At 61.9% G+C, this 20,856-nt stretch carries 17 protein-coding genes; 3 read left to right on the plus strand and 14 right to left on the minus strand.

Annotated elements, in window-relative coordinates; genetic code table 11:
* Positions 1–24 precede the first annotated feature (24 nt).
* Both DWX63_RS04905 and DWX63_RS04910 read right to left on the minus strand, forming a co-directional pair.
* The gene (locus DWX63_RS04905; protein WP_117842993.1) at positions 25–1,398 is read right to left on the minus strand and encodes a hemolysin family protein; all 1,374 of its coding nucleotides are present in this window, start codon (positions 1,396–1,398) and stop codon (positions 25–27) included.
* Between the two features lie 108 nt (positions 1,399–1,506).
* A complete protein-coding gene (locus DWX63_RS04910) occupies positions 1,507–2,190 on the minus strand; it encodes a hemolysin III family protein (protein WP_199408127.1) in 684 nt (227 codons plus the stop codon).
* Between the two features lie 186 nt (positions 2,191–2,376).
* Between DWX63_RS04910 and DWX63_RS04915 the strand changes: the two genes are divergently transcribed.
* Positions 2,377–3,342, plus strand: coding sequence for an alpha/beta hydrolase (locus DWX63_RS04915; protein WP_117842994.1), 966 nt, complete (start codon positions 2,377–2,379; stop codon positions 3,340–3,342).
* A 252-nt stretch (positions 3,343–3,594) separates the two neighbouring features.
* Here DWX63_RS04915 and DWX63_RS04920 read toward each other — a convergent pair whose 3' ends face one another.
* The 6 genes from DWX63_RS04920 to DWX63_RS04945 form a co-directional block, all read right to left on the minus strand.
* On the minus strand, positions 3,595–4,800 hold the full coding sequence (locus DWX63_RS04920) for a DUF362 domain-containing protein (RefSeq protein WP_117655444.1): 1,206 nt from the start codon (positions 4,798–4,800) through the stop codon (positions 3,595–3,597).
* 100 nt (positions 4,801–4,900) lie between these two features.
* Positions 4,901–7,567, minus strand: coding sequence for an ABC transporter permease (locus tag DWX63_RS04925; protein ID WP_117842995.1), 2,667 nt, complete (start codon positions 7,565–7,567; stop codon positions 4,901–4,903).
* Positions 7,568–7,575: 8 nt separating this feature from the next.
* Positions 7,576–8,289, minus strand: a complete 714-nt coding sequence (locus DWX63_RS04930) for an ABC transporter ATP-binding protein (protein ID WP_117842996.1) — start codon at positions 8,287–8,289, stop codon at positions 7,576–7,578.
* 254 nt (positions 8,290–8,543) lie between these two features.
* The gene (locus DWX63_RS04935) at positions 8,544–9,749 is read right to left on the minus strand and encodes an ABC transporter permease (RefSeq protein ID WP_117842997.1); all 1,206 of its coding nucleotides are present in this window, start codon (positions 9,747–9,749) and stop codon (positions 8,544–8,546) included.
* Positions 9,736–10,923: an ABC transporter permease gene (locus DWX63_RS04940; RefSeq protein ID WP_117842998.1), complete on the minus strand. Its 1,188-nt coding sequence runs from the start codon at positions 10,921–10,923 to the stop codon at positions 9,736–9,738. Before DWX63_RS04940 ends, DWX63_RS04935 begins: the two co-directional genes overlap by 14 nt.
* A gap of 9 nt (positions 10,924–10,932) precedes the next feature.
* A complete protein-coding gene (locus tag DWX63_RS04945; protein WP_055251488.1) occupies positions 10,933–11,871 on the minus strand; it encodes an ABC transporter ATP-binding protein in 939 nt (312 codons plus the stop codon).
* A gap of 200 nt (positions 11,872–12,071) precedes the next feature.
* Between DWX63_RS04945 and DWX63_RS04950 the strand changes: the two genes are divergently transcribed.
* Positions 12,072–13,217 carry a sensor histidine kinase gene (locus DWX63_RS04950; protein ID WP_158559614.1) on the plus strand — a complete coding sequence of 382 codons (1,146 nt, stop codon included), beginning with the start codon at positions 12,072–12,074 and terminating at the stop codon, positions 13,215–13,217.
* On the plus strand, positions 13,214–13,843 hold the full coding sequence (locus DWX63_RS04955) for a response regulator transcription factor (RefSeq protein ID WP_117843000.1): 630 nt from the start codon (positions 13,214–13,216) through the stop codon (positions 13,841–13,843). Before DWX63_RS04950 ends, DWX63_RS04955 begins: the two co-directional genes overlap by 4 nt.
* Before the next feature lie 785 nt (positions 13,844–14,628).
* Here the strand turns inward: DWX63_RS04955 and DWX63_RS04960 are convergent.
* From DWX63_RS04960 to DWX63_RS04985, 6 genes are all read right to left on the minus strand, one after another.
* On the minus strand, positions 14,629–14,970 hold the full coding sequence (locus tag DWX63_RS04960) for a 4Fe-4S dicluster domain-containing protein (protein ID WP_117637166.1): 342 nt from the start codon (positions 14,968–14,970) through the stop codon (positions 14,629–14,631).
* 7 nt (positions 14,971–14,977) lie between these two features.
* Complete coding sequence (locus DWX63_RS04965) at positions 14,978–16,066, minus strand: nickel-dependent hydrogenase large subunit (protein WP_117843001.1); 1,089 nt, start codon at positions 16,064–16,066, stop codon at positions 14,978–14,980.
* A gap of 5 nt (positions 16,067–16,071) precedes the next feature.
* On the minus strand, positions 16,072–16,788 hold the full coding sequence (locus tag DWX63_RS11210; protein ID WP_158559615.1) for an NADH-quinone oxidoreductase subunit C: 717 nt from the start codon (positions 16,786–16,788) through the stop codon (positions 16,072–16,074).
* Positions 16,788–17,381, minus strand: coding sequence for an NADH-quinone oxidoreductase subunit B family protein (locus tag DWX63_RS04975; RefSeq protein WP_117843002.1), 594 nt, complete (start codon positions 17,379–17,381; stop codon positions 16,788–16,790). Before DWX63_RS04975 ends, DWX63_RS11210 begins: the two co-directional genes overlap by 1 nt.
* A gap of 12 nt (positions 17,382–17,393) precedes the next feature.
* On the minus strand, positions 17,394–20,276 hold the full coding sequence (locus tag DWX63_RS04980) for a proton-conducting transporter membrane subunit (RefSeq protein WP_117843003.1): 2,883 nt from the start codon (positions 20,274–20,276) through the stop codon (positions 17,394–17,396).
* A gap of 180 nt (positions 20,277–20,456) precedes the next feature.
* Positions 20,457–20,852: a helix-turn-helix domain-containing protein gene (locus DWX63_RS04985; RefSeq protein ID WP_089573462.1), complete on the minus strand. Its 396-nt coding sequence runs from the start codon at positions 20,850–20,852 to the stop codon at positions 20,457–20,459.
* Positions 20,853–20,856: the final 4 nt, after the last annotated feature.

Raw genomic sequence — 20,856 nt, forward strand, 5'->3', positions numbered from 1 at the left:
AACTCTCCCCTACTCGTCCTTGCCCTACTCGTCGCCGTCGTGCGGATCCGCAGAGCCCGCACCCGACGCCGCCGGCTTCTCTGCCGGGGGCTCGGAATCCTTCTTATCGGTTTCGGCCGGAGCGATCACGCGAATAAGCGAGATGCGCTGGCCACGCATCGACTGCACCTTGAACTTGTACCCCGCGACCTCAAACACCTCTCCGATGTCGGGCACCGAGTCGCAAAGCTCCAAAATCCAGCCGGCGATGGTCTCATAATCATCGCTTTCCTCGAGCGGCCAACCAAGCTCAATCGCGTCATCGCACGAAAAACGCCCATCGACGAGCCACTCACGGCGCGAGAGGCGCGTGAGGTACTTGTTGTCGGGATCGAACTCGTCCTCGATCTCGCCGACGATCTCCTCGACGATGTCCTCGATGGTGATGATGCCGGCCGTGCCGCCGTACTCGTCCACGACGACCACAATCTGGTCGTGCGAAGTCTGCATCTCGGACAGCAGCGGCAGGATGTCCTTGGTGTCGGGCACAAAGGTGGCATCGCGCAAAAAGCCAGCGATGGGCTGGTCGCCCTTGCCGTCGAGCGCGGGCTGGATCAGGTCCTTGATGTGCGCGATGCCCGCGACGTTGTCGGGATCCTCGTGATAGACGGGGATGCGGCTGAAGCCGGTCTGGCGCATGGTGGACAACACGTCGGCGACCGTCTCGTTGTCCTCGCACATGGTGGTGTCCACGCGCGGCACCATGACCTCGCGGGCAACGGTGTCGCCCAGGTCAAAGATCTCGTGGATCATGCGCTTTTCCTCGTCGAGCAGGTCGTCCTGCTCCGAGACCATGTACTTGATTTCTTCCTCCGAGACGTTCTGGCGGTCATCGGCGCTCTTGATGCGCAGGATGCGGGCCAGGCCGTCGGAGCAGGCACCGGTCAGCCACACGAGCGGGCGGGCGATCTTTTGGAACACGGAGAGCGGTCCCACGACCTGTTTGGATACGCCCTCGGCGTTAGCAAGGCCGATGCGCTTGGGCACGAGCTCGCCGATCACGATGGACACAAAGGCGACCGCGACGGTGATGATGACCGGCGCCAGGCCGCGCGCGATGGCGGAGAGCGGCGCGATGCCAAAGCTCATGAGCCATGTGGCGAGCGGGTCGGACAGGCTCGTCGAGGCGACGGCGGACGAGGCGAAGCCCACGAGCGTGATGGCGACCTGAATGGTGGCGAGCAGCTGGTCGGAATCGGCGGCAAGCTGGACGGCGCGCTCGGCGCGCTTATCGCCCTCCTCGGCATCGTGTTCCAACACGGCGCGCTTAGCCGTGGTGAGCGCCATCTCGGACATGGAGAAGTAGCCGTTGATAAGCGTTAAAACGAGCGTGGTAATAAGGGAGATGGTTATGTCCATCGGGAGTTTCTCGAACCTCCAAGATTCGGGACGTTGGGTAGTAAGCGTAGGTGACGGATAGGGCAATTGCGCCGGTTGCCCGTGCGAGCGGGGCCGTGGGCGTGGTCGCTAGATTACGAAGAGGATCACCGCCATGAACTGGAAGATGCTGCCGGCGAGCACCCACAAGTGGAAAACACTGTGCAGATAGCGCACGTTTTTGGCGATATAGAACGGCACGCCCACGGTATAGCACACGCCGCCGACGGCGAGCAGGGCGAGTGCCACGGGGTTCAGCAGCGCCACGAGCTCGGGCAGCTTAAAGACGACGAGCCAGCCCATCAGCAGATAGACCAGGCCGCTTACCCAATGCGGCTGACGTTCGCGCAAAAAGCACTCGAGGGCGATCCCGACGATGGCGATGGCCCACACGGCAAAGAACAGCGCAGGGCCGCCGTCGTTTGCGAGCGTGATGAGGCAAAACGGGGTATAGCTGCCGGCTATGAGCAGGTAGATGCAGCTGTGGTCGATGATGCGAAACACGCGCTTGGCGCGCGCGGGCTGAATCGCGTGGTAGAGCGTGGAGGCTAGGTATTCGAGGATGATACTGACACCATAGACAATCGCCGCGGCCATGTGGGCCGGGCCTCCGCCGCGCAGGGCAGCGAATACGATCAGGAGCACCAGGCCCGCGATACCCAGCAGGCAGCCGACACCATGGGTGACGGAGTTCATGATCTCCTCGCCCACCGTGTAGTGTGGAACGGCCGCGGTCTTGGGTCGCGGCTTAGAACTGTCGCTCGAATCGGACATGCCGGTTACATCCTCCAATGTAAAGAGTTCTCAACACTATATCAAAGCGTCTGGGTACATGCGAAATTTGCACCATACGTGACCCTTTGTTTACCCATTCTTTGCCTGTTGACGCGTCAACGGCGAACATCCATAATGCGCTTGTTTTAAATGTTGATGTATTAACATGTTATAGGAGAATACCGCATGGCTCAAAACGCACATTCCCATCGAAAGCTCAAGATAGCCGGCATCGTTGCACTGGTGGTTGTCATTGCACTGCTCGGATTTGCCGGCAACTTTCTGTTTGACTTCGCGCTGAATCCCCGCGCGCCATACACCATGAAGATGATGCAGGACGGCAAGGACGACAAAGAAAGTGAGCAGCCGGATGCCGAGGGAACCGAGGCGCGGGCATGGTTTAAAGAGAACCGCGAGAGCAGCAGCCTCACCGCAGATGACGGAACCGAACTTGCCGCTTGGTATTTTGCCGCCCCAGAGAGCACGCACAATTACGCTATCTGCCTACACGGATACACCGATGAGCCCATCGGTATGGCCCGATACGCCAAACGATTCCATGACCGCGGCATGAACGTGCTCGCGCCTGCCGCCCGTGCCCACGAGCGCTCCGGCGGCGACTATATCGGCATGGGCTGGCCCGAGCGGCTCGATGTCGTCGCATGGATCGAGCGAATCGTTCAGGCTGACCCCGAGGCGCGCATCCTGGTCTTTGGCGAGTCGATGGGTGCGGCAACCGCCATGGACGTCGCGGGGGAATCTCTGCCCGCAAACGTGAAATGCATTATCGAGGACTGTGGTTATACGAGTGTTTGGGACGAGTTTTCTCTGCAGCTCAAGGATGTATTTGGGCTGCCCAGTTTTCCTTTGCTCGATGTGGCCAACCTGGTGTGCAACGTGCGCGCGGGCTACGACTTTCATAAGGCGAGCAGTGTGGAGCAACTCAAACACGCGACGGTTCCCATGCTGTTTATCCACGGCGACCAGGACACCTTTGTGCCGTACGACATGCTCGACCAAAACTACGACGCGTGCGCCAGCAAGGTTAAACAGAAGCTCACTATCCACGGCGCCACCCACGCCAAGAGCGCGCAAGTTGACCCCGAGCTCTACTGGAATACGGTCGACGACTTCCTCGATAGGAATTTTTAGGGAAAAAGCGGCGTCTGGGGATTTATCTAACCCCCCTATTTTCGGAAGTATGCGGCAAAATCTGGAACTGCCGACCAGACCGCAGTTTTATCAACAATTTATCAGGGGTTTTGTTGCCAAAAAACGTCGTGTGCTCGGCGGTCTCGAAATTTGCCGCATACTTCCGAAAAGCCGCCCGTGGGCGCTGTGCTCACGGGCGGCTTTTGCTCGACTTGCGCCACAAAGGCGCTTGTTTTGTCCAATAGCTAGGCGCTATTTGACCTCGATGAGCTCGTACTTGCTCGTGCCCAGGCCGATCTTCTCGGCATGCGCGATGCACGCGCGCCAGTCGGTGTCGGGATGCGTGATGCAGAAGGGGTCGCGCGCCTGCTCGCCCTCCAAATGCTCGTGGTTATGCTCCATCTTGGCCGCGCTGTCGGTAAGCTCGGTGTTAGGCAGCGGCTCGGACGCCAGGACAGCGTCGGCGCAGGCCTGATCGATGGCGACCGGGTCGAAGCTCGCGAACATGCCGATATCGTTGACGATAGGCGCGTCATTCTCGGGATGGCAGTCGCAGTTGGGGCTGATGTCCATTGCGAGCGAAATATGGAAGCTGGGGCGATCCTGGACAATGGCCTTCGTATACTCGGCGATCTTGTAGTTGAGTACGTCGGCCGCGGCATCATAGTCGGGCTTGATGCAGTCCTGGTTGCACGCCGCAATGCAGCGTCCGCAGCCCACGCAGCGATCGTGGTCGATGGCAGCCACGTGAACCGTGCGGGTGCTGCCGTTGGCAAGCTCGCGCTCACGCGTACCGTCAAACGTGATGGCGCTGTGCGCGCAAATCTTCTCGCAGGCACGGCAACCCACGCAGTTGGTAGTATCGACGCTCGGCTTGCCGGCGGCATGCTGCTCCATCTTGCCGGCACGGCTGCCGCCGCCCATGCCCAGGTTCTTCATGGCGCCGCCAAAGCCCGCCTGCTCATGGCCCTTAAAGTGCGTAAGGCTGATCACAATGTCGGCATCCATGAGCGCCTGACCGATCTTTGCCTCGCGCACATACTCACCGCCCTCGACCGGGACGAGCGCCTCGTCGGTACCCTTGAGGCCGTCGGCGATGATGATCTGGCAGCCTGTGGCGTACGGGGTAAAGCCGTTCTGGTAGGCGGTGTCGATGTGCTCGAGCGCGTTTTTGCGGCTACCGACATAGAGCGTATTGCAGTCAGTGAGGAAGGGCTTGCCGCCCAGCTCCTTCACCACGTCCGCGACGGCGCGGGCGTAGTTGGGGCGCAAAAAGCTCAGGTTGCCCAGCTCGCCAAAGTGAATCTTGATGGCGACAAACTTGTTCTCAAAGTCGATCTGCTCGATACCGGCGCGGCGAATGAGGCGCTTGAGCTTGTCGAGCTGGCTCTCGCGAGCATGCGTGCGCAGGTTGGTGAAGTACACCTTAGCGGGTGCTGCGGGTGCAGTTGCGGTCATAGATATATCCCCTCGGTCTATATGGCGTTACAGACATAAGAGGATGGTACCCGGTGAAGTGGGGTTGAAGTCAAGCACGTCCCCCATGACTAATATGGGGCTACTCCTGCACTTTTAGGGCCTCGGCCAGGCTCACACGTTTGATAGAGCGCGTGTGCAGCAGCGCCACGACCAGGTAGGTCGCAAAGCCGATGCCGATGCATGCAGCCATGGACCAAGCGGGCACGTAGATCTCGATATTGCCGTTGTAGGCGAGCAGCATCGAGCGGAAGATGGCCGTGAGCGAGCCAATAATGACCGGCAGGCTCAGCACAAGCGACGCCGCCACGCACAGCGTGATCGAGCGGATGTACAGATGCGAGATCTCGCTATCGCGATAGCCAAAGACTTTCATGTAGCTGATCGAACGGGCGCTGTGGTCGATCACCGCCTTGGTCAGCAGGTACATAAACAGCAGGAAGATAAACACCGCGAGCCCGACCATCATGCCGATCATTTTGCTCATCATGCCGATGAACTGGTCACCCACGGCGCGCATGTCGTCGGGCGTGGTGTCACCGGCAAAGTAACGAGCATCGAGGTCGAGCTTCTCGTCGCTCACATAGCCGTTAAAGTAGGCGGCGTCGTTGCCGAACAGCTCGTTAAAGTCATCGATGCTCATATAGATATTCATGTCCGACTTTGAACCCCAGATGCAGTCCTTACCCGCGTACTCAAGAGAATAATCCCGAGCCTCGTACTTGTCGCGAAGCTCGACCTTCTGGCCCTCGCTCCAGCCAAACTTGTCGAGCAGGCCGCCGCCAAAGACGACGTGTCCGTCGCCGATGTTGAGGCCCTTCCAGTAGCGCGAATCGGGCGAGATGCCGTAGACGGAAATCGTCTCCTCGCCATTACCATCGCCGCGGTCGTATTGCAGCTGGTAAACGGCATATTTCTCGGCCTGCGCGATTGCGCCCGCGCCGTTGTCGGTCGTGTTGATCGGGTGAATGTCGTCGTTGTCGGTGTCGATCTTAGAGGCCTTGTCGATCAGGTCGATGGCCTCATCGCGGTCGCAGCCGAGGGCATCGGCAAGATCGTCGAGGCGTGCGTAGAGCGCATCCTTCTTGTCCTTGACCTTAGCAAGCGCATCCTGCGCTGCAGTCAGGCTCTCGGCAGACGGAGATGCGGTCGCGGCATCGGCTGCCGTCTGCGCCGCATCGGCCGCGTCGTCAAGCTCGTCATCGGCATCCTGGGCGGCGGAGAGCAGCGCGCCGTCAATCGACTGCAAGCGCTCGAGCGCCGACCACTGCTCGCGCTCCTCGGCAGTGCCCTCGAGCTCCAGCGGCGCCTTGAGTGTGTACTGATGCTCGGCGACCAGGCTCGTCTCGAGGTTGTCCGCGTAGTGCGTCATCGTGGGCAAAATCGCCAGGCCAAAGAGCAGCAGCAGCGAGGCGAATGCAATGCCCACGAAGAGCGTGGCGAAGTTGCCCAGGTTGCGCAGGAAGACGCGCAGGCGGAAGCGCGAGACAAAGCCCATGCGCTCCGGCAGCTGCAGGCCGCGCTTGGTGCCCGATTTGCCGCTCGCCTCGTGACGAAGGAACTGCAACGGCGTCTTGCCCATCTTGCGAAGCAGGCCCACCAGCGTGATGAGAATGAGCGCGGCGGCGGGAACCACGGCGCACTTCACAAAGATCTCCCAGCTCCAGTACACCTGGAAGGGCGGCAGGCTGTACGAGCCGTAGTAGAGACCGCGCATGGGCTCGGTAAAGAACGCAACGCCGAGAGCGGTGCCCAGTAGCGCCGCGGCCACGCCTACGATGGCGGGAAGCGCTAGGTAGTGCAGCACGATTTCGCGACGGCGATAGCCGCTGGCGAGCAGCGTGCCGATAATGGCGCTCTCCTCCTCGATGGTGGCGTCGGTGAGCACCACAAAGACAAACGCCATGATCACGATGATGATGTCGAGCAACGTCATCCACATCATGGAGTCGCCGTCCACGTCGTCGCGCGCATAGCCAATGCCCTGATTGGAATCGGCATCGATCAGATCGTCCACGCGCGCATCGGCATCGGTCAGCGCCTCGACCATATCCCGCTCCGCATCGATGCGATCCGCGGTGGGGAGATCGCGATCGGTAAAGGTAAAGGAGTAGGTGTAGGCAGGCGCGCCGCCGGCGTCCTCAAGCGCGGCAAAGCCGGCGTCGGTGACCTCGGCCACGCCGTACGTGATGGTGTTCACCGTAAAGTCCGAATTGTCGAGGAACAGCGCCTGGCTATCGGGCTGGGTCATGATGCCGCAGATGGTGTAGGTGCGGCCCTCAAGCTCGACCTTATCGCCCACGGCGAGGTCGTTGTTGGTGGCGAAGACACGGTCGATTGCCACCTCATCGTCCGTCTTGGGCTGCCTGCCTTCGCAGTAGGACGCAATGTCAACCTTGGTGCGATGCGCGTAGGTGCGCAGGGTGCGCTTGGTGCCGTCGTCGCCAGCCGCCTTTTTGATGATGGCGTCGATAGAGAAGTTCTTGTAGAACGTAACGCCGCCGACGTCCTCAGCCGCGTCTTCGGCAGCCGTGAGCTGATCTTTGGTGGCCTCGAAGGAGGTAGTCACGCGGCCGTCCTCGATCGTGTACGCATCGCGCATGTCGTCAATGAGGCAGCCGATGGAATGCGCCGCGAGCAAAAAGCCCGACGTGAGGGCGATGCTTCCGCACATAAGCAAAAAGATGCCCAGGTACTTGCCGATATTGCGGCGCAGCTCGCGCGGGAGTCGTTTTGCGAGAGGTGTCATGGCGCCGCCTACCAATCGAGCTCGGCGGCCGCGACGGGCGACTCGCTGAGCTCGTCCTCGACGATGCGCCCGTCGCGCAGGCGCAGCACGCGATTGGCCATGCGCGCGATGGCGGCGTTGTGGGTGACGATGATGATGGTGCAGCCGTAGGTGCGGTTGACGTCCTCCATGAGCTGCAGGATTTCCTTGGATGTCTTGTAGTCAAGCGCGCCCGTGGGCTCGTCGCACAGCAGCAGGCCCGGATTTTTGACGAGCGCACGGCCGATGGCGCAGCGCTGCTGCTGGCCGCCCGAGACCTGGCGCGGAAACTTGTTGCGGTGCTCGTAGAGGCCCAGCGAACGCAGCAGACCGTCGACGTCGAGCGGTTTTTTGGACAGGTGCGCCGTGACCTCGATGTTTTCCTTGATGGTAAGGTCGGGCACCAGGTTGTAGAACTGGAAGACAAAGCCCAGCTCGCGGCGTCGGTACTCGCCCAGATCGGCGGGCTTGAGCGCCGTGAGATCGCAGCCGTCCACCATGATGGAGCCGCCGTCGGCATCCTCCAGGCCGCCGATCAGGTTGAGAAAGGTCGACTTGCCCGAGCCCGAGGGCCCCAGCATGACGCAGATCTCGCCGCGATTGATGGACGTATCGATGCCATCGAGCACCGTCAGGCGTGCATCGCCGTCGCCGTAGTGTTTCTTAAGCCCGCTGACCTGGACGTAGGCTCGCTTTGCCGCCATCTTATCCCCCGTTGTTAGCCACCTGCTACTTTCTAGGCTAATAGTAAACCCGGGCGAACTATTTTTAAGCGACGTGCGCGGCTTTTTTCCAACCTACTCATTGGGGACAGACTTAAATGAGTGAAATCGCTCATTTAAGTCTGTCCCCAATGAGTGCCGGCAGGAAAGGAGCGTCCCCAAGTGCCGACATATTGGGACAGTCCCTGCCAGCCCTGCCGGCGAATCGGCAAAGACTGTCCCCAATGGCTAGGTGGCTAGGCGCGGGATTTGGCGTGTGCGAGAGCCAGGCCTACGGCGGCGATGGCCGCGGCAAAGAGCACCGTGACGCCCAGGTCGCAGGCGATGTCGCCCAACACAGCAGACGTCAGGTCCGAGGCAAGCGCCTTGCCGATCGCATCGTTCACCCAATACGTCGGCACAAAGTGCGCCGCCGTCTGCACGGCCGAGCCCATGAGCGACAATGGCATCCAGGCGCCGCCCAAAAACGTCATGAGCAAGCCGAGCAAGTTGCCCACACCGTTGAGCAACTCCTCGCGAGCGCCCAGGCTCGACAGCGTAAAGCCAACGGCCAGCGGCGTGCACGCCAGGGCAAACGTTGCCGCCAGCGCCAGGCACACGCGACCCACGCCGACCTCGGCAACCGCGCTGGCAAAGCCCACGACGCCCATCATGCTCGACACGAGCCAGATGCAGACGGTGAGCACGGCGGCGGCCGCGAACACAGCGAGCGAACGCTGGCGCTCAGAGACCGGGCTGGCATCCATGCGGCGCACGCGCTCGGGCTCGTTCATGCCCGAGAACACCAGTCCCACCGACACGATGACCGACGAGATGATCGCGTACGCGCCAAAGTTGAAGTACGACTCGAGCGTGGTAGCAGCAGTCGAGTCGACCTTGACCTGCTCGATCTGGACCTCCGCGCGCTTTGCGGCCGCGTGCTCGGCGGCCCTTGCGACGTCACCGTTGGAGGCAGCGGGTTCAAGCGCCGCCGCAGCGCCCGCGAGCGAGATCCAGCGCGAGGCCTCGGCGGACGAAAGCGCCGCCGCCATGGTGCCGGAACCGTAGGTTACGTCGAGCTTGGGCAGGGCCTCCCCCGCGCGGGCGGCCGCGACCAGGTCGTCCTCAAACCCCTCCGGGATAAAGAACACGCAGTCGGCGCTGCCCTTGGCGCTGTTGCTCTTGGCGAGCGCGTCCGCAAGGTCGTACGTGTCATCGCCGACGCCCGTGACCAGGTCAAAACGTGAGCCCAGGTGCTTGGTAAGCGCCCGCGAAAGATCGCTGTCGTCGCGGTCGACCACGATCACGTTGGCGTCATAGGGCTTGTACTCGGTGAGCTGCGACGAGTTCCAGCTCACCGAAGCCGCGATGAATACGCCCATGAGCGAGATGAACACCGTATAGATGAGCAGGTAGAACGGGTGCGCCAGCGCCATGCGAAGCGCGGTCTTAAAGGTGCTCATAGCGGCTCCTTCCAAAGATCAGCGTAGCGGCGGCGACAAAAACCAGGGCCATCAGGACGAGCGCGCCGGCGCGAACAGCGAAGGGCCCCAGGTCCTCAAAGAAATACAGGCGATTGAACATGTCGCAGATGAGCTTGACGGGGTTGAGCCAGCACTCGACCGGACAAGCGCGGGCGACGTCGTCGGCAAGCGCCATCGCCGGCTCGCCGTAGAGGCCGGCGAACAGGGCGCACGTGGTGGCAAAGCCCGTGAGGATGCCCGACTTGGACGCCTTGCCGCCCTTAACGGGAAGCGTGCCCACAAAGAGCCCCAAGCCCGTGGCGGCAAGCGCGGAAGCGGCGCCGCCCACCAAACACAGCCCCTCGCGCCCGCCAAAGTCGACGCCCACGACCAGGCGCACGTAGCCGATCGCAATTGCCATCGAAACAAAGGAGACCAGCCACGAGCCCACAAAGATACCGGCCAGCGACGCCGTCTTGGAAAGGCCGCCCACGCAGCGACGTGCGCCAAGGCCAGACAGATTGGGTTGCAAATCGACGACACTCAAGGCGGCAAACTCGGCAGACATCATCGCGACCAGGCCAAAGAGCGCGTAGTAGTAGATAACCGTGCCATCGGGCGTGGTGCGTGTCAGGCTTACGCGGCGGGTGCCACCCTCGAGCGACAGGGCGCGCGCAACCGCCTCCGGGTCGGCGAGCGCCGCCGGGTTGTCCTGGGCAATCTGGGACATGAGCTCGGCATTTTGCGTATACGAGCTTGCCACCGTCTCCAGAATGCTGCGGTCGGTGAGCACCGACGAGGCGCGCGAGTTGTCATAGCTCGAAAGCAGCGTGAGCTTGGGCGTGCCCGCGGCATCGACCGTATAGACGCCCGCGACCTCGCCGGCCTTGAGCGCTTTGCGCGCGACAGCCAAGTCTTCGTACTCGCTCACATCGAGCAGCTGATCGTCGCCTGCCTTGGCAAGCGAAGCTGCCACGTCCTTAAAGGTCGAGGCATCCCAGGCCTCGTCCGCCACGACGGCAACCGGCACCGGGTCGACCGTGCCGTCGGAGCTGAGGTTCGCAAACATAAACATGAACATCGTGGAAAGCGCAATAGGAAAGAGAGCGCCCCAGACCCACGTGCTCGGCCGGCGCAGCAGCGTCTTGACCGTGGTGATGATGGTATTGAACATGGCCGCCCCCTAGTCGCGCAGCTCGCGGCCGGTGATCTCGAGGAACACGTCGTTGAGGGTCGGCGGTTCGGAATAGATGCGGCCGAGTGGCACGTCATGCGAGCGCAGCGCATCGAGAATGTCCGTCAGGTTGTGCGGGCTCGCTTCGCACGAAAACGTGAGCTGTCCCGCCGTTGCCGAAAGGTCCAGAACGTGCGGCAGGCTTGCGACGGCACCGAGCGCCGCACTCGGAACCTCGCCGACCTCGATTACAATCTTCTCGCCCATCTGAATCATGCGCTTGAGCTCGTCGTTAGTGCCCTGCGCCAGCACGCGCCCACCGTCCATGATCATGATGCGGCTGCAGATCTGCTCGACTTCCTCCATGTAATGGCTGGTATACACCACCGTGGCGCCCTCGTCGCGCAGGCGGCAGATGCCCTCCAGGATGGCGTTGCGGCTTTGCGGGTCGACCGCCACCGTGGGTTCGTCAAAAAAGATGAGCTCGGGCTTGTGCGCGATGCCGCAGGCAATGTTGAGACGACGCGCCAGGCCGCCCGAGAGCTTGCCGGGGCGGAACTTGGTAAAGTCGCCCAGGCCGACAAAGTCGATCGCCTCGTCCACCAGCGCGCGGCGGCGCTTGCGGTCGTTGACGTAGAGACTGCAGAAATAGTCGATGTTCTCGCGCACGGTGAGCTCGTCGAACACCGCCACCTGCTGCGGCACCACACCGATGCGGCGCTTGAGGTCGTAGCGGGCGGGCGTCATGCGCTCGCCGAACAGCTCGATGGTGCCCTTGTCGTAGGCGAGCAGCTGCAGGATGCAGTTGATGGACGTGGTCTTGCCCGAGCCGTTGGGGCCCAGCAGGCCAAAGATCTCGCCGGGGGCGATACTCAGGTTAAAGTGGTCGAGCGCAATAAGGTCGTCGTAGCGCTTAACGAGGTTTTCGACGTGGACGATGTCTGTCATGAGGCGGCCCTTCTGTTGCTTGCGGCCCGGTACGATTGCATCATCGCAGGAGCTGACGGCGCGCACCAGTGAGCTTTGTCACGAGTGCGGAGGTCTTGGTCGTGCGGCCTGCTGACGCGACCGCCCCGCCGCGTGGGAGGAATGTCACGCTTGCTCTGAGTGGCGCCTCCCCCGTGCGCGGCATCGCGTACAATACCCGTATGAACAGGCTATTCGACAAATCGATCGTGCTGGCGTGCTGCATCGCAGCCGCCACGGGCCTTGCTGTGGATGCTCGCCTGGTCGCGGCGTTTTGCCTTGGCGTTGTCATCGCCGCGCTGGCCGAGGTCGCGCAGGGAGAACGCGCCCGTCGCGCCAGCGAGGCCGGCAGCTACGCCTACGTCATCGCGGCTGTCTTCGTGCCGCCGCTTGTGCCGTTCGCACCTCTCGCCCTCTATGACATCGCGCGACGCGTGCGCCGTGAGCACGCCTGGATCGCGCTGGGTGTCGGCGCTGTCTTTGCCTTTGCGCTCGTCGCGGACCTTCGCACCGACGCGCTCACCGCCCGAACGCTCCTGCTGACCGCCATCCTTTCGGTTGCCGCCACCTTGCTATCGCTACGTACCGCCCAGCTGGAGCGCGAGCAGCAGCGTATGCGCCGCATCCGCGACGAACTGCAGGAACGAGCCCTCGCGCTCGAAGCGCGCAACCGCGACCTTGCCGACCGCCAGGACTACGAAGTCGAGCTCGCGACACTCGCCGAACGCGCCCGCATCGCGCGCGAAATCCACGATAACGTGGGCCACCAGCTCACGCGCGCCTCACTGCAAGCCGAAGCCTTGCGCGTAGTCCACGCCGACGAGCCCGGCGTCGCCGGCGATTTCGCCGACGTCAAGCACACCGTTGACGAGGCGCTCCAACTTGTGCGCGCCAGCGTCCACGCGCTCAACGACAACGCCGTCGACCTTTCCGTGCAGCTCGAACGCATTGTTGAAGGCGCGCGCTCGGACGGCGGCCCCCAGATTGAGCTTGAAGTTATGACCGAACATGCGCCCGCAAACGTCGCGAACTGCTTTGCGGCGGTCCTGCGCGAGGCGCTCTCCAACACCATGCGCCACGCCCATGCCAAAACCATTACCGTGCGGTGCATGGAGCATCCGTCGTTTTACCAGCTCATCGTTACCGATGATGGCGCAGACGCGACCCCGGCGAGCAGCAGCAACGTCGCAGAAGGCATGGGACTCGTCTCCATGCGCGAGCGCGTCGAGGCGCTTGGCGGAACCTTCACCGCCGGCCTGCGCGCCGGCGCCCCCGGCTGGCGCGTGTTTGCCACCGTCCCCAAACAGCAAGGAGATGACGCCCGATGAGGCTCATAGTTGTCGACGACGACCGCTTGGTAGTCGATTCGCTCAAGATTATCCTGGGCGCCCAGCCGCAGATCGAAGTGGTGGGCACCGGAGCCGACGGCAACGACGCGGTGGCACTCTACGCCGAGCACGCGCCCGATATCGCGCTGCTCGACATTCAGATGCCGGGGCGCGACGGGCTTTCGGCGGCGCGCGAAATCCTTGAGCACGACCCCGCGGCACGCGTGGTGTTTCTGACGACATTCTCGGATGACGAGTACATTGTATCGGCGCTCAAGCTGGGCGCCCGCGGTTACCTGATCAAGACCGATGTCGCCGCCATTCCGCCAGCGTTGGCACAGGTCATGGATGGCAAACGCGTGCTCGAGGGCAAGGCGATCGAAGATGTTGACTTTGACGGGATGGGCGACAAGACGGGCACGCCCCGCCGGCCCGCAGCCTTTGCCAGCCTGACCGACCGCGAGTTCGAAGTCGCCGAGCTCATCGCCCGCGGCCTCGATAACAAGGCGATCGCTGCCACCGCCTATATGGGCGAAGGCACCGTGCGCAACCACATTAGCTCGATCCTAGCCAAAATGGGCCTGCGCAACCGCACGCAGATCGCCATCGCCTACCTGCGAGGGTAATTACCCAACGGCCAACCGCCCCGGCATAGCAAAATGGCTGCTACCGAGTTAATGCCATTTCAAAACTATGTCGGTTTACTACGATGAATCGCCCACCTTCGACCACGGCAAATTGCGCGCTTACAAAACCGCAGGTAGAACGCTTGCAATATTTAGAAAAATGCAGTCATGGTCGGGAATGTCGAATTCATCGTAGTAAACCGGCATAGTTTTGTTCGGGCGGCCCTGCACGAGTGCCTCCGCAAGCCTCGCGGGACCAAAATGATCCATTTTCTTCCACCCGCGGAAACCGGCTGACAGCGCTCGCCACGAAATCGGCCCATCTACTACGTTTGACTCGATACCCCCGACCATACCCGCTTTTCATGCAAAATCGCAGGCGTTCTACCTGCGATTTTTATTTCGCATTACTTGCCATGGTTGAGGATAGCGGCTTAAACGTAGTAGATGGGCCCATTTCATGGCAGACGGGTCACGTGGCAGCCCTCGCAAGGCCAAAATGATCCGTTTCCCTCTGTCCATGGGAGATCAAGGGATGTTACGGATATGGCGGCATTTCAAAACTATGCCGGATTACGGGGCCAAACTCAGAATCCCCATCCATACCCGCGTTTTCTGCAAGATGACAGCTCGTCTACCTGCGGTTTTGTTTTTGCGATTTTCTGTATGGTCGAAGGTTCGCTATCTGGCCCCGTAATCCGGCATAGTTTTGTTCTCGGCGGTTCAGCCGCGCGTTCACGCGCGGGGCCGGTGGGGCATTTTTGCCCCACCGGCCCGTCTTCGCGTTATTCCGGCTTGGTTTCTACCGTGGGAGTCTTATCCGCCGCAACCGGAGTACGGGCGGTGTCCATAGTCAGGCAGTGCTTGGGGCAGCTTTCGATGCACTCGCCGCACACCACGCAGGCGTACGGGTCAATCGACCAGGTACCGCCCTTGCGATCGACCGCGAGCGCGCCCGCCGGACAACGCCGAGCGCACATGCCGCAGCAGATGCACACATCCATGTCATTGACGATATGCCCGCGCAAGCGCTCGGGTGCCGTCAGCCCCTCCTGCGGATAGCACACCGTTACCGGCTGCTTGACCATAGAACCCAAGGCCGTCTTGGCAAATGTCAGCAAGCTCATGCCGCGCCTACCTTTCCGTGCAGCTAATGCAGGGGTCGATGGTCAGGATAATCATGGGCACGTTGGCAATGAGCACGCCCTGCAGCGCATGCGTCAGACCCGCCAGATTTTGCGACGTCGGCGTGCGCACGCGGAAACGGTCCAGGTTCTTGGTGCCGTTGCCGCGCACATAGTAATACGCCTCGCCGCGCGGCTGCTCAATCACAACCTCGCCGCGCGCGCCGTCGCCCGGCGTGAGCTTGGTGCGCCCGCCGATACCGTCGTGTGGAATCTTGCCCACAAGCTCCTTGATGATGTCCATGGCCTGGGTGACCTCGGCGCAACGCACCTGGCAGCGGGCATAGCAGTCGCCGTCGATGGCAACGATGGGCTCAAACGCAGCCAGATCCGCATAGGCACCGTCGCCAAACATGCGCACGTCATAGTCCACGCCCGAGGCGCGCCCGAACGGGCCGACCATCGACAGATCCAGCGCGTCCTTCTTGCTGATCACGCCCACGCCATGCAGGCGCTCGCCACAGCTGGCGTCGTCCAAAAACGTATGCACCAGGGCCTCGTAGTCGGGACGCATGGCATCGAGCGTCTGGACAATGCCCGCCAGCTCGGAGTCCTCAATGTCGTGCTTTAGGCCGCCGATCTCGTTAATCGACAGAATCACGCGCCCGCCGCACGTGCTCTCGAAGATCTTGAGAATCTGCTCGCGCAGGGTCCACGAACGATAGAACAGCGCCTCGAAGCCAAAGGCATCGGCAAGCAGGCCCAGCCACAGCAGGTGCGAGTGAATACGCGAGAGCTCGTGCAGAATGGTGCGGATATACTGCACACGGCCGGGCACCTCGATGTCGAGCATGCGCTCGCAGGCGCTGGCATAGCCATAGCTATGGCCCACGGCGCAGATGCCGCAGATGCGCTCGGCGATGTAGCCAAACTGGTGCATGTCGCGCTTTTCGGTGAGCTTCTCGAGTCCGCGGTGCACAAAGCCGATCTGCGGAATTGCCTCGAGAACGCGGTCGTCATCGATCACCAGGTCCAGATGAAGCGGCTCGGGCAGCACCGGGTGCTGCGGGCCAAACGGAATAACGGAGCGATGTGCCATGGACCTTACGCCTCCTTTTTCTGCTTGCCGCGGGCGGCCTTGGCGGCAAGCGCCGCGCGGACCTTGGCCGCTTTCTCGGGATCCATGGCGGCGAGCTTTGCCTCCATCTCGGCGGCCTTGAGCGCCGCCTTCGCAGCAGCCCCATCGTGCTGAGTATCGGAGCCGGCAGCCGCAGCGGGCTGAGCAGCGGCGCCCGCGGCATCGCCGGCGCCCGCAACGCCCTCCCCTGCAGCAGCCGCAGCCGCGGCGGCCTTCTCGGCAGCGGCCTTGCGCGCCTTGGCCTCGGCAGCCGCGCGGACCTTCATGGCCTTCTCGCGCGCGGCCTTCACCTCGGGCGTGATAACGCTCATGGGCTCGGCAGTCGAGACCTGGTAGAAAAAGCCCTTAAAGTCGATCTGCATATCGGTAATGGCAAGACCAAACAGGTCGTGGGCCTCATTTTCAAACGGGAACACCGCGGGGTAATACGAGCTGATGGACGGAATCTCCTGGTACTGGTCGATGCCCTCAACCACCAGATTCTCGATCGCATAGCTGCCGTCCTGCGCAATATGTTCCTGAGCAGCGTGAACGTTGATAAACGTATAGACCAGGCGATACGTGCCGTCGTCGACGTTGCGCTCGGCGTGCATTTGCACAAAGCGCGCGCCGGTGCCCTTGAGCGCCTGCACATGCGCCAGGAGCTCGTCGATCCCGACGGTGGTATAGATTGCCTTTTGCATTACTCGGCCTCCTTCGCAGCGGCGGGCGCGGCGGGCGTCCCAGCAGGTGCGTCGCCAGCGGCGGGCGCGTCGCCGGCCTCAGCCGCGGCCACAAACCCGTCCTCGCCCAGCTCAACGCCACCGTCCCAGGTAGCGGCACCGCCCACGGTGAGCGGGTCGCCGCCGGCGCGCATCACGGCCTCCTTCTGGTCCAAGATGCCGCACGCCTCCACGATGGCATCGATCACCGTCTCGGGGCGAATGGCGCACCCGGGCGCGTACACGTCCACGGGAATCGCGCGGTCCACGCCGCCGATCACGTTATAGGCATCGCGGAACACGCCGCCCGAGCACGCGCAGATGCCGCACGCCACCACGCACTTGGGCTCGAGCATCTGGTTGTAGATCTGGCGCACGACGGGCAGGTTCTGGGCATTGACCGAGCCCGTCACCAAAAAGATGTCCGCATGTTTGGGGTTGCCGGTGTTGACCACGCCAAAGCGCTCCGCATCGAACAGCGGCGTGAGCGAGGCCAGCACCTCGATATCGCATCCGTTGCAGCTCGAGCCGTCGTAATGAATAACCCACGGCGAGCGCGACATTTTATGATCCATGGATGCCGCCTCCTAAATAAACACGTCGACGAGGATGGGCATAAGGTTGAGCAGGCCAAACACCAGCGCCACGCCCCAGCCGAGCTTAAAGCAGCTGCGCCAGGTGCTGCGGGCGAAGGTGTTGTCGATCAGTACCTCGACAAAATACGTCGCGACCATCACGACCAGGGCGACCACCCAGCTCACCGGGTTGTCCCAGACAAAGAACATGCCCACCCACATCAAAAACAGCACGGTCTCGCACCAGTGCATAAGGGTCATCTTGGCCAGCGTGCTGCCGCTCATCTCGGTGGCGACGCCCTGGACAATCTCCTGATGCGCGTGATGCGAGTACGAAAGGTCAAACGGCGACTTACGCAGCTTGATGGTGAGCACCGCGAGCAGCGCAAGGAAAATGGGCGCGCTGTACACGATGATGGGCGCCGACTGCCCCGTCACGGCGATGGAATCAAAGCTGTCGGTGGCAAGGTAGAGGCCCACGCTCATCAGCAGAACGGCGGGCTCGTAACTCATGACCTGCAGCAACTCACGATCGGCACCAACCTGGGCAAACGGGCTTTGCGTCGAGGCGGACGCCAGCACCACAAAGATCGCGGCGAGCGTAACCATAAAAGCGCACAGCAGCGTGTTGGAACCCGACACAAAGATGCCGCCGCCCACGACGGTAAAGATGAGCGCGCATGCCATATAGGTATCGTCCATGGTGTTTACGCTGGCAGGAGCCTTGCGCAGCAGCTTGGCAACGTCGTAGAACGGTTGCAGCAGGCGCGGGCCCACACGGCCCTGCATGCGGGCCGAAAGCTTGCGGTCAAGGCCGTCGATCAGGCCACCCACAAGCGGCGCAATCAAGGCAAACGCCACGGTACCAATAAATATGCCCACGACACCCGAACCTTCAAAATACTTACCGCGCAGCACCGAGGGCGCACTCATGGCAAGTCTCTCGGGCCCAATCCACGCGCAACACAGCAGCGCAAACAAGATAATGCTGCAGCACACGACGCTACCCGCGGGGCCAATACGCTTCTCGCCAAGGGCGTCCTCCGAGTACCAATTGCGTTTTTCGGCCTTCACCTCGTGTCCCATCGAGCCGCGGAAATGGCGGTAATTGTCGGTTCCCACGCCCGAAAGATATACGTTTACGTGCGGTTTGTTGCTCACGCGGAATGAAGTCAGCAGCACCACGGCGATAAACGCCACGATAACCACCATCAGATACATGGAGTCCTTGCCAATAACGTACGGCACGCGGCCAAACACCATGGCCAAGTAAGGCGACACCAGGCCGCTCGAGATGAGCGGGAACGCCACGCAGCAAAGAATCAGCAGCGCGGCGATGGTGTTGAGGGCCATCCATTCGGTCTTATGGACATTGACCTCAACGTTTTGAGCCGTGGGGTCGACGCCCGAAAGCTTGGCAAGCCACTTGCCCCAGAAGAAGAACGTCGCGGCCGAGCCAAAGGCAAGCACCATGATCATGAGCACGTTGCCGGTCTGCGCGAACGCCACCAGGGCGCCCCACTTGGACACGAGCATGCCAAACGGTGCCACGAACATGCCCATGATGCCCAGCATCATCAGACGCGTAAGGTGCGGCATGCGGCTGAACATACCGTCCATGTCCTCGATATTGCGGCTGCCGATATGATGCTCGGCCGTGCCCACGCACAGGAACAGCAGCGACTTGGCCACCGTGTGGAACAGGATCAGGAAGATGGCGGCCCATACGGCCTCGGGCGCGCCGACACCCAAGCAAGCACTGATGAGGCCCAAGTTGGAAATGGTGGAGTACGCGAGGACGCGTTTGGCGTTGCTCTGCGAGATGGCCATGAGGGCAGCGAGCAAAAACGTGATGGCACCCACGCTCGTGACCATAAAGCCGGTCACGGGATAGATGGCATAGAGCGGGCTGAGCTTGACCATCAGGAACACGCCGGCTTTGACCATGGTTGACGAGTGCAGCAGGGCACTCGTGGGCGTGGGGGCAACCATGGCACCCAATAGCCAAGTGTGGAACGGCATCTGTGCGGCCTTGGTGAGCGCGGCAAGCGACAGCAACAGGACCGGCATCACCAGCAGCGCGGATTGCGCGGTTCCGGCGCTGGAAAGCTCGATCATGCCCGAGATGGTCAGCGGCATGCCGTTAACGTGCAGGTACATGAGTCCGGCCAAAAACGCGATGCCGCCCAGCATGTTGAGGATGATCTGGGTGAAAGCGTTTTTTATGGCCTCGGGCGTGCGCGTGTAGCCAATCATGAGGAACGAGCTCACGGTGGTGATTTCCCAGCCACAGAACAGCCACTCAAGGTTGTCGCTTGTCACGATGACGAACATGGCCGAGAGGAACAGGAACATAAGCGCCAGGAACTGCGGGCGTCGGTCGGGCGCCGCCTGCCCGCGCAGCGCTGCCTCGTGCTCGTCGTGTGCCTGGAAGTCCTTCATGTAGCCCAGGGCATACAAGCAGATTAGACTGCCAACGATGCCGACGGCGAGGACCATGATCACGCTCATGTAGTCCAGGTAGAGTGGCGTTGCCGTGACGGCTTCGGCCGCGGGCAGCGTCATGGCTGCAAAGGCGAGCGAGCCCACCAGCTGGACTATGCCGAGCACCGTGGTGAGCGCGTTCCTATATTTGTACGCGTTGTACAGGATGACAGCGCACAGGATGACGTCGATAACGGAACTGATGATCGAGAGCACATGCGAGGTGCCGGGGGCAACCTCAAAGCTCTGCGGACCCGTGCCAAAAAACATGACGGCGACTACAACCGTCACCGCCATAATGATGCCAGAGCCTACAAGCCCTACCGCATCGCGGGCGCGGTCACCGCGCGCGAGCAGCATGCCCAGCGCCGGTACCAGCGGAAACAGGGTAAGGAAATACAGTAGCGTCATACCATCACTCCCCCATGCAAAAACGCTGCAATTGTTTAACGTTATAGCTCAGTTGAGGAGTAGCGGCGGCGGGTTTTCGGTCAACTGGGGAGTTTTAGGCGTACGGGGTAAGGGCACGCCCGCATTGGAGCAGAGGGGCGGCAAGAAAAATGCGCCCCTGTGGGCGCACCATCCCGTTCGCTATTCCGCCTTTTTAACGCGCGGCTTGCGACCGCGCGGCTTATCAACCAGCGCGGACTCACCGCTCTCGCGATACTGGCGGCACCAAGCCTTGACCGAAGACTCGCTGGGAATCTTGTGCTTGATCATGGCCTCGCGAACCGTTAAGCCGTTTTCCAAGCGGTCCTTGACCACGGCGAGCTTAACTTCGTACGAATAGGTGTGATGATGCGAACCGGCGTTGAGAACGGCGTCGGCACCGCCTACGGCATACGCGCGGGCCCACTGACGAGCCGTGGCCTGGGGAATGCCAAGCTCCGCGGCGAGGGCGCGATGACCGACCCCCTCTTGGAGGATCTCGACGGCGCGCTGCCTAACCTCGGGCGCATGCGTGCGAGTCCTTGTTGCTTCTGACATACCT

It is taken from the genome of Collinsella sp. AF20-14LB, assembly GCF_003459505.1.
Taxonomy (GTDB): domain Bacteria; phylum Actinomycetota; class Coriobacteriia; order Coriobacteriales; family Coriobacteriaceae; genus Collinsella.

Excerpts from the sequence above, each read along its gene's own strand:
- DWX63_RS04920 (WP_117655444.1), bottom strand. The coding sequence starts at position 4,800 with ATGACCGCAACTGCACCCGCAGCACCCGCTAAGGTGTACTTCACCAAC.
- DWX63_RS04940 (WP_117842998.1), bottom strand. The coding sequence starts at position 10,923 with ATGTTCAATACCATCATCACCACGGTCAAGACGCTGCTGCGCCGGCCG.
- DWX63_RS04960 (WP_117637166.1), bottom strand. The coding sequence starts at position 14,970 with ATGAGCTTGCTGACATTTGCCAAGACGGCCTTGGGTTCTATGGTCAAG.
- DWX63_RS04930 (WP_117842996.1), bottom strand. The coding sequence starts at position 8,289 with ATGGCGGCAAAGCGAGCCTACGTCCAGGTCAGCGGGCTTAAGAAACAC.
- DWX63_RS04950 (WP_158559614.1), top strand. The coding sequence starts at position 12,072 with ATGAACAGGCTATTCGACAAATCGATCGTGCTGGCGTGCTGCATCGCA.
- DWX63_RS04955 (WP_117843000.1), top strand. The coding sequence starts at position 13,214 with ATGAGGCTCATAGTTGTCGACGACGACCGCTTGGTAGTCGATTCGCTC.
- DWX63_RS04945 (WP_055251488.1), bottom strand. The coding sequence starts at position 11,871 with ATGACAGACATCGTCCACGTCGAAAACCTCGTTAAGCGCTACGACGAC.
- DWX63_RS11210 (WP_158559615.1), bottom strand. The coding sequence starts at position 16,788 with ATGCAAAAGGCAATCTATACCACCGTCGGGATCGACGAGCTCCTGGCG.
- DWX63_RS04985 (WP_089573462.1), bottom strand. The coding sequence starts at position 20,852 with ATGTCAGAAGCAACAAGGACTCGCACGCATGCGCCCGAGGTTAGGCAG.
- DWX63_RS04975 (WP_117843002.1), bottom strand. The coding sequence starts at position 17,381 with ATGGATCATAAAATGTCGCGCTCGCCGTGGGTTATTCATTACGACGGC.
- DWX63_RS04935 (WP_117842997.1), bottom strand. The coding sequence starts at position 9,749 with ATGAGCACCTTTAAGACCGCGCTTCGCATGGCGCTGGCGCACCCGTTC.
- DWX63_RS04905 (WP_117842993.1), bottom strand. The coding sequence starts at position 1,398 with ATGGACATAACCATCTCCCTTATTACCACGCTCGTTTTAACGCTTATC.
- DWX63_RS04915 (WP_117842994.1), top strand. The coding sequence starts at position 2,377 with ATGGCTCAAAACGCACATTCCCATCGAAAGCTCAAGATAGCCGGCATC.
- DWX63_RS04910 (WP_199408127.1), bottom strand. The coding sequence starts at position 2,190 with ATGTCCGATTCGAGCGACAGTTCTAAGCCGCGACCCAAGACCGCGGCC.
- DWX63_RS04980 (WP_117843003.1), bottom strand. The coding sequence starts at position 20,276 with ATGACGCTACTGTATTTCCTTACCCTGTTTCCGCTGGTACCGGCGCTG.
- DWX63_RS04925 (WP_117842995.1), bottom strand. The coding sequence starts at position 7,567 with ATGACACCTCTCGCAAAACGACTCCCGCGCGAGCTGCGCCGCAATATC.
- DWX63_RS04965 (WP_117843001.1), bottom strand. The coding sequence starts at position 16,066 with ATGGCACATCGCTCCGTTATTCCGTTTGGCCCGCAGCACCCGGTGCTG.